Source organism: Streptomyces liliiviolaceus (assembly GCF_018070025.1).
GTDB lineage: Bacteria > Actinomycetota > Actinomycetes > Streptomycetales > Streptomycetaceae > Streptomyces > Streptomyces liliiviolaceus.
Genome location: NZ_JAGPYQ010000001.1, coordinates 780,660 through 793,034, shown reverse-complemented (window position 1 = coordinate 793,034; position 12,375 = coordinate 780,660). Strand labels below are relative to the sequence as shown.

Annotated in this window: 7 protein-coding genes; 4 read left to right on the top strand and 3 right to left on the bottom strand. The window is 73.7% G+C overall.

Going from position 1 to position 12,375, the window contains the following annotated elements:
• Positions 1-178 precede the first annotated feature (178 nt).
• The 4 genes from J8N05_RS03385 (at position 179) to J8N05_RS03370 (ending at position 7,081) form a co-directional block, all read left to right on the top strand.
• Positions 179-2,695, top strand: coding sequence for a serine/threonine protein kinase (locus J8N05_RS03385; protein WP_210880988.1), 2,517 nt, complete (start codon positions 179-181; stop codon positions 2,693-2,695).
• On the top strand, positions 2,692-4,362 hold the full coding sequence (locus J8N05_RS03380) for a hypothetical protein (protein WP_210880987.1): 1,671 nt from the start codon (positions 2,692-2,694) through the stop codon (positions 4,360-4,362). Before J8N05_RS03385 ends, J8N05_RS03380 begins: the two co-directional genes overlap by 4 nt.
• Before the next feature lie 86 nt (positions 4,363-4,448).
• A complete protein-coding gene (locus tag J8N05_RS03375; protein ID WP_282108141.1) occupies positions 4,449-6,500 on the top strand; it encodes an AAA family ATPase in 2,052 nt (683 codons plus the stop codon).
• Complete coding sequence (locus J8N05_RS03370; RefSeq protein WP_210880986.1) at positions 6,497-7,081, top strand: FHA domain-containing protein; 585 nt, start codon at positions 6,497-6,499, stop codon at positions 7,079-7,081. The genes J8N05_RS03375 and J8N05_RS03370 overlap by 4 nt, the downstream gene beginning before the upstream one ends.
• 24 nt (positions 7,082-7,105) lie before the next feature.
• Here the strand turns inward: J8N05_RS03370 and J8N05_RS03365 are convergent, their stop codons facing one another.
• From J8N05_RS03365 to J8N05_RS03355, 3 genes are read right to left on the bottom strand one after another with little or no spacing between them, the layout of a single operon-like run.
• Positions 7,106-7,807, bottom strand: coding sequence for an RES family NAD+ phosphorylase (locus J8N05_RS03365; RefSeq protein WP_210880985.1), 702 nt, complete (start codon positions 7,805-7,807; stop codon positions 7,106-7,108).
• Positions 7,804-8,520 carry a hypothetical protein gene (locus J8N05_RS03360; protein WP_210880984.1) on the bottom strand — a complete coding sequence of 239 codons (717 nt, stop codon included), beginning with the start codon at positions 8,518-8,520 and terminating at the stop codon, positions 7,804-7,806. The genes J8N05_RS03365 and J8N05_RS03360 overlap by 4 nt, the downstream gene beginning before the upstream one ends.
• Positions 8,507-12,196 (bottom strand): CHAT domain-containing protein, encoded by a 3,690-nt coding sequence (locus J8N05_RS03355; protein ID WP_210880983.1) that lies wholly within the window; start codon positions 12,194-12,196, stop codon positions 8,507-8,509. Before J8N05_RS03355 ends, J8N05_RS03360 begins: the two co-directional genes overlap by 14 nt.
• Positions 12,197-12,375 lie beyond the last annotated feature (179 nt).

The window sequence follows — 12,375 nt, the reverse complement described above, 5'->3', positions numbered from 1 at the left end:
GTGCGGATCCCGGTACTCTTCCGGTTCAGGCCTCTTTCTGTGCCGGGCCACGCTTTCAGGGTGATCTTTTCCGGTTCCCCGAATTCATCGCAGGGTGCTTTTCCTTACCTCTGCCTTCCCTTCGGTACGCCCACTCCGGTATCACCGGGTCCTTCCTTTCCGTGCGCAGGTGAATTCCATGGCCTTTCCCGTAGGTCCGGTCGATCCCGTCGATCCGTGTGATGACGACGGCGGAGATTTCGTTCCGCCCACCTATTTCGAGCCCGATCCTTCCGTCGGCGGTATGGCCGCGCCCGACCCGCGGGGCGCCCGGATCGAACTCCCGCCCTCGCTGACCGGCCGTTTCCGGATCTGTGAGCGGTTGCCGCGGCAGGAGGAGCGGACGGTGCACCGGGTCGCGGAGGAGGGCCGGTCCGCCGAACTGCGGGCCGCCGTGTTCCGGGTGCGGGGCCGGGATCCCGGTGCGACGGAACCCGAGCGGATCGTGAAGTGGTTCCACCCCGACGCGGCCCCCGACCCGGAGGTCACCCGGCGCCTGTCCCTGCCCCCTCACGACGGGCTGCCCCGTCGGTCCCTGCACCCCGGGCTGTCGTACGTCCTGGAGGAGGGCACGGACCGTGGGGCGCCGTTCCATGTGCTGCCCTCGCACGGCAACACCGATCTCGCCACCCATCTGCGCGGCCACGGCGGGCCCCTGCCCTCCGACGCCGTCCGGGCGCTGGTGGTGCGGCTGCACGGTGCGCTGACCACGCTGCACGAGGCGGGCGTGGTGCACCGGGACGTGAAACCCTCCAACCTCGTCCTCACCGAGTACGGGCGGCCCGGCAGCGTCGTGCTGATCGACTTCGGCATCTCCCTGACCGGTTTCCCGCGTGAGGCGGGGGGCGGCTGGGCGGGAACGCCCGGATACGTGTCGCCGCAGGCGCAGCTGCAGGTGCAGACGGTGCGACCTGCGGACGACTGGTGGTCGCTCGGGATCGTCGTCGCCGAGGCCGCGCTGGGCCGGCATCCGGTCCGGCATCGCGCGGTGGCCTCGGTCATGGACGCGGTCCAGGACGGCGACATCGACCTCACCGGCGTCGGCGACCGGCGCCTGCGCCTGCTGTGCGAGGGCCTGCTGACCCGCCGTCACGAGGACCGCTGGGGAACGAAGGAGGTCGGGGAGTGGCTGGCGGACCTCAGCCCACGGGTCGTACGCGAAGGGCCCGGGCGGCGCTCCGGTACGACGGGGGAGGAGCCGGCGGCGCCACCTCCCGACGCGCCGCGGTTCGAGCACGCGGGCCGGGCCTTCACCCATCCGTCGGAGCTGGGCGCGGAGTTCGCCGCCGACTGGGCGGCCATGGTCCGCCGACTGGCCAAGGGCAAGGAACGCGAGCGGCTGTGCGAGTGGATCGGCCACTTCCGTCCCACGGCGGACGACGACCGTGCCGAGGCCCTCGACGTCCTGCTGGAGGCACTGAAGCGCAAGCCGAAGCCGGAGACCCTGGTCGACCTGGTCCACTGGCTGGCTCCACGGCAGGAGCCGCGCTACCGCGACCTCCCGCTGGGCATGGGCGACCTGCTGCTCTTCGCACGGCGGGCGGCGGCCGGGGACCGGGAGTGCGTCTCCGTCCTCAAGGACCTCCGCGACGACCGGCTGCTGACCCGGCTGGCCACCTGGCGCGGTGGAGCGGAGCTGGCACACGTCGACGACCGGTGGAACCGCTACGGCGAGAGGTGGAGGGTGGCCGTCGCCCGGCTGTCGGAGATACCCGAACTCTCCGAGGACCGCGGGGGCCTGCGCGCCGCGACCGCCGAGGACCCGCCCCTCTTCGCCCAGCTCCTGCAACTGGCCGTCGACCCGGCCGCGGTCACCAGGCCGCTGCGCATCGAACTGCGGGACGCAGTGCGCGCCCTGCCCGCGCAGGTGCCCTGGTTCCTGCGCCTGGCCGAGGACACCGACGATCCCGTACCGCTGCTGCTCACGCTGCGGCTGCTGCCGCTGGCGCAGGAGCAGGCCCGGCGGATCCGGCTGGACCTGGAGAACGCCCGGCAGCTCGTGGCCATGGACACCCACTCGCTGCACAACCGGCTGGTACGGCGGCAGATGGAGCTGCCCGTGATGCTGGGCCGGGCGGCCGGCGGCGCGCTCCTGCTGTTCTTCCCGCACGCCTTCGTCGTGGGCGTGGCGGACGTGTACTCCAGGGCTCCGCAGACCACCGTGCTCGTGGCCTGGCTGCTGAGCGTCCCGTCGCTGGCGGCCCTGCTGGCCATCGAGTGCTGGACCGCGTGGTACATCGGTCACCTGTACCACCCGCGGTATTCGGTGATGGGCCAGCTCACCCGCCGGGCACTGCCGGTGACGTCGCGGATCACGGTACGGGGGTGGCGGCAGTGGCTGCGGGCGCTCCTGGCCGCGACGGTCGCCGTGGGCGTGGTGGTCGGCACGTTCGTCCTCGCGGTGTGGATCTGGCCGCTGGCGACCGTGCTGGGGCTGCTGGTCTCGGCGGTCCTGCGGACGAGGGCGTGGCACCGCTACCGGGCTCAGGCCCGCCGTAACAACCCGCTCGCGGCGCCGCCCGCCGACCCCCTCACCGGCGTACCCGGAGCGCGCAGGCCCGCCCGGGCGAACGCCGCAGCCCTGTCCCCGTCCGGTTCCCGAGCCGGTTCCGGGCCTGATTCCCGATCTGATTCCCGTTCTGGAGGAGTGGCGTGAGCACTGCGTACGCCGGCACCGATCTGTACGCCGTGGTCCCGGACGTCTCGGCGTCCGGGTTCGGGCCGGCGGCGGCCCAGCCCGACGTGGCGAGCCTGACCATGCCGGACACCACCGGCGTCCAGGATCTGACGGACGCGGCGTCCGGTCATGTGACCGACGCGGCCACCCACGCCGGCGACGCCCTCGGACACACCGTCGACCACGCGGTACAGGCCGCCGCCGACCAGGTGCACGACATGGTCGTGCCCGCGCTCCTCGGCCTCGCCGACCTCAGCGGGGCACTGCTGGTCGCCCGGCTGGCGGTGCGCGGCACCGTGGCGCTCGCCGCCTTCAACAACAAGGTCGCCGCCGACCAGGAGGCCCTCGCGCACCGTCAGATGTCGTTGGAGGAGGGCAGCGAGTGCTGGCGGCGGGCCGCGGAGGCGGCGGCCGGGCTGAACGCCCGGATCACCGTGCTGGGCCTCGGCCCCGCGGGCCCCGGCGACGGGCCGCCGCCCGCCCCGGTGCAGCCGGTCGGCGTCCCGCTCGACCTGCTGTGGAAGCGGCTGGCCGAAACCGAGCGGGCGGTGCGCAGGGTGGAGGCCCAGCGCGCCTCCCGGGCCACCGCGCGGCTGCCCTTCCAGCACACGGAGGACCCGGAGCGCGCCGACTGGTACGACCGGCTGCGCGAGGAGCGCCGCCGGGTGCTGAGGGAGTACGCCGAGGGCGGCGCGGCCCCTGGAACCGAGGCTCCTGGATCCGAGGCCGCCCCGGACACGCCCCCGGCCGCCGCTCTCACCGAGGAGGACGTCCTGGACGAGGGCGCCCGGCTACTGGCCGGTCTGCCGCTGTCGTTCACCTCCGAGAGCCGGGAACTGATCGACGACTGCCTACTGGAGGCCCGGCGCGCGGTGACCGGACGGCCCACGGCGGTACGGCGCTACCTCGACGAGGCCGCGATCATCGCGCACAACGAGTCGGTCCGCGCCCGCCGCTCCGAGGAGGCCCGCCGGGACGCCGCGCTGCGCCTGGCGGCACTCCAGGCACCCGCGCCGGAGGGCGTCGACCCCCTGCCGCAGGCGCCCGCCGCCGTCGACGTACTGGAGCGTGTCCTGCGGGACGGGGTGCCCGCGTCGACGGCGGACGGGCGGCTCGTCGAGCAGGCCCTCGCGGTCCGTTCCGCCGTGCTGCACCGGGCGTACCTGGTGGCGGCGCTCCGCCGGGCGAGCGAGCAGTGGGGGGAGGGGTCGGTGCACGCCAGGGCCGACACCGAGCACTGGGACTTCGCGCCCGCGGCCTGGGGCGGCGAGTACTGGCTACGGGTGCGGCTCAACGCCTCCGGCCAGGCCCGGGTGCTCACCATGCGCCGCCCGCTCACCCCCGAGGAGGCCGCCGACCCCGACGTCGTACGGCAGCAGCAGGCACGGGACGCCGAGCGGTGCGCGGAGAGCTCCCGGTACGTCGACGACCTCGGCCCGCTGAGTGAGGCGGAGGGCGTACGGGCGGAGTTCTCCTGGAGCGAGAGCGGGGTCCTGACGGGCGAGCCCGCGCCGGGCCTGACCGACGCCTTCCGCACCGGCGCGACCGGGGAGGGGACGCGCCCCGCGGCAAGGGCCGGACAGGCGGGCCGGGCCCGCCGCCGCCCGGGCCGGGAGCCCAAGTACCGGCAGCGTGACGGCAACTGACCGCCCGACAGACTCTTCCCGCATCTCCGGAGGACCGACCCTTGTCCCATAGCTCTCCCCTTGGCTCCCCACTCGATTCGCTGCGCGTGGCCCGGACCACCCAGCCGCCCTTCGCGGCGGAGCTGGTCCACACCCTCAGCGTCCACTCCCAGTACGTGCTGCACGGCAACATCCGTGACGACTACGTGGTCGCCGACGACCTCACCGACGGCAGCCGCCGCTTCCGGGCCCTGCGCCTGGAGGACCTGCTGTGGGATCCGCTGCGGCGCGCCGGGTACAACAGCCTGCTGCGGTACGACGCGGTGGAGGGATTCAGCGTCGTCCACAGCAGCGACGCGGACAGCATGAACACGCTGCTGCAGCACAACACCCGCAAGTTGCCGGGCCGTCCCGAGGAACCGGACACCGAGCGGATGGCCAAGGTCCTGGAGTCGTTCACGCGGGGCTGGGCCGGCGAGCGGCCAGGACCGGGGCAGGACAACCCGCGCTACGAGGACTACCAGCAGCCGCTGCACGCCGCACTGATCGTCGACTACGCCTCGCGGATCCCCACCCAGGTCAACCAGCTCAGCGACGAGGAGCGGACGTTCTTCCTGCGGTGCCTGAAGATCGCTGAGGAGGCGCGGCCCTTCGTCCGCCCCAAGTCGGGCCGCGCCCTGTTCAACCCGGTCATCTGGCTCGCGGACGGCGAACGGGACCTGCCCGCATGGCTGGTCACGAGCGGTGTACGGGTACGCAGCATCGGTGTTCCCGCGCCGGACCTCGGCCAGCGCCGCCGGATGGCGGGGCTGCTCGCCGAGCAGGCCGGCGTGCCCGAGACGGTCACCGGGCTGGACGTGGGTCCTCTGGTGTGCCGGGACGTCCGGGAGGATCCGACGGGGGAGGAGGTCGAGCGGTTCGCGCGAGCGGCCACCGGGCTCACCCTGCGGGCCATGCGGGAGAGCATGCGGCTGGCCCGCGCCTCGAAGATCACGTTCGACCGGATGGAACAGGCCGTGCGGATCTACGAGTTGGGCGTCAGCCGCAACCCGTGGACGGGCGGCGCGGTCGCCGACAGCATCAGGGACGGTGAGGCCGCCATCGGCGAGCGGGTACTGGGCCAGGAGAAGGCGGTGACCCAGACCCTGGACGTGCTGAAGCGGGCCGCGCTCGGGCTGTCCGGCGCGCAGGCGTCCGCGGCCAGCGTGCACCGGCCGCGCGGTGTGCTGTTCTTCGCGGGGCCGACCGGCACCGGCAAGACGGAGCTGGCGAAGGCCGTGGCCACCACCTTGTTCGGCTCGGAGGACGCCTGTCTGCGCTTCGACATGAGCGAGTTCTCGGCACCGCACTCGGCGGACCGGCTGGTGGGCGCGCCACCCGGCTACGTCGGCTACGAGGCGGGCGGCGAGCTGACCCGCGCGGTGCGGGAGGACCCGTTCCGGGTCGTGCTCTTCGACGAGATCGAGAAGGCCGACCGGGGTGTCCTCGACAAGTTCCTCCAGGTCCTGGAGGACGGCCGGCTGACGGACGGCCAGGGTGTCACGACGTACTTCAGCGAGTGCGTCCTCATCTTCACCTCCAACCTGGGCGTCCACGGCCCGTCCGGCCCGGACGGCCGCCCGGTGGCCCCGCCGGCGGGGAGCGACCGGCCGTCCGCGCTGCCCCGGGACGGCCGCCTGCCCGAGACGCCCGAGGAGCGTGCGGCGTTCGAGCAGGAGATCCTCGGCAACGTACGCCACCATTTCGAGCACACCCTGCAGCGGCCGGAGCTGCTGAACCGGCTCGGCGGCAACGTCGTGGTCTTCCAGTACATCGGGGAGGCGACCGCCCAGCTCATCTTCAAGGGGCAGCTGCGCAACATCGTCGCCCATATGGAACGCCAGGGCGGTCTGCGGCTGCGTGTGCTGCCCGAGGCCGAGAAGGTCCTCGCCGACGCCTGTACCGAGAACCTGCGCAACGGCGGCCGGGGCATCGGCATGAAACTGGAGACCCACCTCATCAACCCGCTGGCACGTGGCGTGTTCGACCTCGGAACCCTGGACGAGGGCACGACGGTCACCGTCTCGAAGGTCACGGTCCACGAGGACGGCGGGGTCGAACTGGAACTGTACGCGTCGGCGGACGGGGCGGTGCCCCTGCGGAAGGGGTCCGCCCCGTGAGCCCCGACGGTGCCCCGGGCGGTACGCCGCGCCATGTGGACAAGGGGCTCGCGGACGACGGGGACCTGCCCGAGTTCGACGACATGGAGGAGACGGAGGAGAGGGAGGAGTGGGCCCCCGCGCCGCCCGCTCCTCCGCCCCCGGCCCCTCCGCCACCCGTACCCCCGTCCCGCCCCTGCTGGTCCTGCAAGGAGGACGTGCCCGCCGGGTCGGCGGCCTGCCCGGAGTGCCAGGAGTCGACCCGGCACATGCGGCTGATCAGCCCGGGGGCGTCGATCGACCGCCGCTTCGGCGCGGGACCCCCGCTTCAGTTGGGCCGCCATCCGGTCTGGGGTCAGGCTCTGGCGGTCGACCTCTCCGGCGACAAGGGCAGGGGAGTCTCCCGCCGCCACGCGATCGTCGAGCTGGAGTCCGACGGCTCGGTGTGGCTGACGGAGCACTCCGGCGGCACGACGAACGGCACGTACGTCAACGGCGAGCGGATCGGGCGGGGCGCCCGCGTCCCCCTGCGCGACGGGGACGTCGTGGGGCTCGGCCGGCATTTCGCGTTCACGCTGCTGACGGTCGAGCCCGACACGTGACCCGTCCTCCTCGGTCCTGCTGACTCAGTCCTGCCGCGGCATGATCACGGCGCGCAGCGGAGCCAGCAGCCGGTTCGCCTCGGCCAGGCCGACGGGCGTGGAGAGGTCGTAACAGGCCACCGTGTCCACCGCATCCACCGCGTCGACCGAGTCCACCGCATCCGCCGTACCGTCGGCGAACGGCTCGTCGCCGCACCGGTCCCCGAACAGCACCACCGCCGCGCGCGGCCGGTGCCGCCGCGACTGCCAGAGCAGCCCCTGCGCGTCCTTCGCCTGCCGCCGCAGCTCCTGGGCCCAGTAGCGGGTCTGGGGGTAGGCGTCGGGTTCGGAGTCGAGCAGCCAGCTGTCCTGGCACACGGCTGCCAGGTCCTCCTCGACCCGCAGCGAGACGAGCGTGAGGTCGGCCGTGGTGACGATCCGCGTCAGCGTGTAGCGGCTCGCCTGTGCCCACGGCACGATCCTGCTGCCCAGCACCGGGTCGAAGTCCATGGACCTCAGCAGCACTTCCGCCAGGGCGGTGGTGGGTTCGAGGGTGGCGTACAGGTAGGGGTAGGGGTCCTCGGCCGTGCAGTCGAAGCGGCTGCCGCCGAACAGGGTGTGCGCCTCGACCTCCTTGAAGCCGGTCGCCGGGTAGCCGCTGTGGTGACAGCGCCACAGCGTGGTGCCGGCCGGAAGGACCGTGGCCCGGGGCGCCATGGCGACCTCCGGGGGAAGCTGCCGCGTCATCGGCCTTCCTCCACGAGTGCCTGGGCGGCGTCCGCCAGCCGGTCGTCCGGCACCTGTCCGATCAGCGCGGCGGGGCGGTCGCCCAGCCAGGAGTTGCCGCCCAGCCACCAGTCGGCGGCGCCCCACGGGTCGCGGTCGGCGAGGAGGATCCGGTTGACGCGTACGACGATGTCCCGCGGTCGTCCGGTGCCCGGATCGAACTGGAACTCGGGGCTGCGGGGACCGGCCTCGGGGTCGGTCAGCACGATGACGTCGGCAGGGCCCGACCCGGCTGCCGGGCTTCCGACGGGCGCCGCGGCACGCGAGGGCTCGGCGAGCAACCGCTGCTTCGCGGCCGCGACGACGGCGGCCACGAGGTCCGGTTCGGGTACGGGGTCCGGTTCATGTCGCGGTTCGGGCGGTGCCGACGAAGGTGCCGCGTACAGCGCCTCCAGGGCCGCGAGCACCGCCTCCCGGGACGGCACGGCGGCGGTCACGGCGACCGAACGCCCGTACTTGTGCAGCGCCCGGGCCAGATCGCCCGCCTCGTCGGGCACGGGCCACAGCGAGCGGACGACGGCCATGGCGGCCATGCCGACCCGCTCGGGGTCGGCGCCGGCCTCGCGCAGCCGCTCCAGCATGGTCAGGAAGGTGCGGTACTGGTCGTCGTCGAGCCACTGCCTGAGTTCCTCGCGGTGGCGGACGAGCAGAGCCAGCAGCTCATCGGTGTTCAACGGTGTTCCCTCCGGGTCGGCCGGCCCGGGTGGGGGCGTGGCCCTGGGCGGGTGCGGGATTGCCTTGGTGGATGAAGGGGGCCCAGGCCGCCACGGGCAGCCGCGAGCCGTGGCTGACACGGGCGGCCAGTGGTCCGGGGAGGCCGGGAAGCAGGGGGCGGGTGGCGGGATCGAGCGCCCACAACTGGGTACTGCGCAGCGCCTGCGCGGGGTCCGCACCCTCGGCGAGGAAGTGGTGGACGACGTACATCAGCACGGCCGCGCTGGCGTCGTCCAGACCCCACTTGGAGCCGATCACGTCCGCGGCCCCGCGCGACACGAAGGCGGTGGTGAGGGTGAGTGCCTCGTCGTGGTCGCGGGAGCTGAGGTCCGTCTCACAGGCGCTGAGCACCACCAGCGGCCCGGCCGCGCCCGGGTCGTCGCGGCCGTACGCCCCGAGCAGCCGCCGTACGGTGAGGACCCCCGGATCGTCCCCGTCCCTCGCCCTCTTCCCGGTCCCGTCGGTCCCGTCGTCCGCGTCGGTCGCGTCGTGCTCCGTACGGCGGCGGGGCGCGTACAGCAGGAGCCCCGAGACGGTGGGCCGGCCCCCGGCGAACCCGTGCACGCTGAGCTGGACGAGCCCGGCGGGCCGGTCGGCCGTACCACCGGGCAGCAGCGGCAGCAGTTCGTCGGGGGTGCCGTCGACGTCCCACAGGTTGCGCACGAAGTAGCCGTAGCAGCGGGCGTCCGGGTAGAAGGACGTCCGCAGCCCGTCGATCTCGTGTTCCGCGTACGGCAGGGTGGCCCGGGGGTCCGCCACCAGGACGGGGTCGGCGGACACGGGCAGCCGAGGGCGCGCGGCCGCCCGCAGGAACTCGGCCCCCGACGCCGCATAGCTGATGACGGCGTGGTCGACCGCGTACACGGGCCGCTCCCGCACGGATCCGGCGGGCCCGCCGAGCCGCGCCGCGTGCCAGGGCACGGATCCGAGGTTCCCGGCGGGCAGCAGCACCAGCCGGGCCGGGTCCTCGGGCCGCGCGGACCGCCCCGGCCGTACGACGTCGAGGACCGGCCCCATCACGGCCGCTCCCGCCCAGTCGCACAGCTCCTCCAACGCCGTCTCCCAGGCCGCGACCGCTTCGGCGCGCCCCGCCGTCGCGACGGAGACACCGGGCGAGGTGAGCAGGGAACGGTCGCGGGCCGCGTCGAGGTACCGCTCCAGCGGGCCGCGTTCCGCCGAGGCCAACCCGGGCAGCGCCAGCGGAAGGGGTGCCGCGCCGGGCCGTACGACCAGCGCCCACCCCGGCCCGTCGCCGTCCCCCACGAGAAGGTGCACGACCGCGTCCACGCCGACGCGCCGGGCAGTGTCGGCGACGTGACTCCACTCCGGTTCAGAGGGTTCGTGCGGTGCGTCTGCTGTGTCCGGTCCGTTCGGTGTTCCGTCCGATGCCGTCCGCCGGCGCAGGGCGCTCAGGGCACGGCGGCGCAGCGTGCTGGGGATGAGCGTGTCCGCGGTCTGGCCGGGGCCGCCGGGGGCGGCACGGCGGGACTCGCCGGAGCGTGCCGCCTCGCGCCACTGCGCGGCGAGTTCGTCGTGGCCGTGCGCCGCCAACTGTTCCGGCACCCCGGCGGAGGCCGCGACCGCCCGGAGCACCAGCGCGCGCCCGGCCTCCAGGACCCGCAGCGCGGTGGCGGCGTCGCCCGCCTCCGCCGCCCAGCGGGCCGCCGCGACACCCCAGTCGGCGGCGACCCGGGCCGCCGTGAGCCCGTCCTCGGCGCCGACCTGCAACAGCACGTCCTCGGCGACCTTCTCCAGCAGCCGTTCGGTCGCCTCCAGCGCCCGCAGGGTGTCGCCGGGCGCGCCGCGCAGCCGAAGGACCTGGGCCAGGTGCCGGTACACCTCCTGAGCGGTGCCGCAGCCGGTGCGCTCGGTGATCGCGGCGCGGGCGGCCTCCAGTTCGCGCAGCGCCGAGTCGAGTGCGGCCGGGTCGTGGTGGCGCTCGTGCTCGACGCTGAGGGCGACGGCCATGCCGAGCCGGGTCCTGATGTCCTGGTCGGCGAAGACGGCCGGACCGCCGAGGGAGCCGCGGACCCGTTCGATCTCCGCCAGGATGGTCCTGGAGGACGGGTCCACGTACTGTTCCAACGCGCTGATCATGGTTCCGGCGGACGTCATGAAGCCGCGCAGGGCGATCGGCGTCCCGGGATGTTCCTGTGCCTCCCGCAGATACATCAGGGCCCGCCGCATCGGCGGCCCCACCGCCCTGCCCGCACGCCCGATGGCCGTGGCCCGGCGCAGTTGCAGCGCCCCCAGGGTGAACAGGACGAGCGCCGCCGAACTGTCGTTGTCGGTCAGCTCCCGGCGCATGTCCAGCAGGAGTTCGGCGATGTCGTCGAACGTGTCGAGGTCGTCGTCGTCCGCCTCGCTCACGCGCTGATGCAGCAGCAGGACCCGTCCGGCGTCCGCGAGTTCCTTGCCCATCGGCCCCGGCGGCACGTTCCGTACGACGTCTCCGCGGCCGAAGTTCTCGGAGAGCAGCTGGTACATGCCCGCCGTGTCCTCGCGGTTGCCGCCGATCAGGGCGGAGCCCGACAGCAGGCCGGCGAGCAGGACGGGGGACACCCCGGAGGGGACGTCCTCGTCGCGGAACGCCTCCAGCAGCGGCTCGCCCGCCTCGACCAGACGTTCCGCGTCGCCGTCGCGCAGGCCGATGCTCATGCTGATCAGACCGGCGGTGATCTGATCCTGCCAGGTGTCGCGCGGCAGGTCCGAGGCCGCCTGCTCGAACTCGTCCCGGTCGAGGAGTCCGGGCGCCATCAGCTCCATGACGGGCAGCAACTCGTCCGAGTCCTGCGCGACGAGGTCGGGGGCGGCAGGTGCGGTGGCGGGTTCGGACGGGGACGAGGAGGTGGGCGTGGAAGCGGGCGTGGTGGTGGCGTGGTCCTCGGGCACCGTCTTGAGGAGCTCCATGACGGCGCCCATGAGCGGCGCGAGGTGGGGTGGCATCGTCCCGAACGTCTCTATCCGGGCTGCCAGTTCGAGCATCGAGGCCCGGTCGCCGGTCGTGCCGTTCAGCTGCCGCATGTGCTCGGTCCAGCGCTCAAGCTCCGGGCGGGTCGCGGGGTCGGCCGTCTCGGCGAGTTCCTCCAGCAGCGTCCCGACCTCGGCGAGGTCGTCCCGCATGTGCCCGCCGGGCGTGAAGTAGGCGGCCCCGACCTTCATCATCTCGGTGTAGTCCTGCCGGACCTGCCCGGGCCCCCCGAGGGCCGGAAGGTTCGGCATCAACAGCCTTACCAGCAAACGGAGTACGGCTTCATGTGAGCGGATCTCCCGCTCCGTGACGGGCACCGCCGCCCGGGCCTCCTGAAGCAGTGAGATCGCCTCGGCCCGCTCCTCGGCGGGTTCCGCGGCCCCGCCTGCCAGATAGCGCAACCCCAGCAGGCTCCCGCGTGCCATCCGCAGGGCTTCGCGGTCCCGTTCCCCGACGGCCGGCTCGGCCTCGGCCAGCTCCCGCAGCATGCGGTCGGTCGCGACGGGGTCGGGTCGGGGTGGGATGCCTGTGGTCTCGGACTCCGTGCCTGGCCCTCTGGCGACGGCGGCCCACTCCTGACTGAGCGCGACGGCCCGGCCGAACAGGCCTCCCTCGGCTCCCCCTGTTCCCTCTCCGGTACTCCCCTGCGTCCCGCTCACCGTCACGCGCGCCTCCCCGGATCCCGTTCGCCCCACATACTGGCGTCGGCCGGGGGTCCGTGAGGTGCTTTCAGCCGTATTTCAGCCGTCCCAGCCGGTAAACAACCGGACTGGGGGGCAGCGTGACGACATGGGTGGGACCACTATCGAGGGCGGGGGCGTCCGCGGCTGCCGGGGTTACGGAC

What these genes read in the sequence shown, in the direction of transcription:
- J8N05_RS03365 (WP_210880985.1), bottom strand. Translation starts at nt 7,807, where the DNA reads ATGACGCGGCAGCTTCCCCCGGAGGTCGCCATGGCGCCCCGGGCCACG.
- J8N05_RS03385 (WP_210880988.1), top strand. Translation starts at nt 179, where the DNA reads ATGGCCTTTCCCGTAGGTCCGGTCGATCCCGTCGATCCGTGTGATGAC.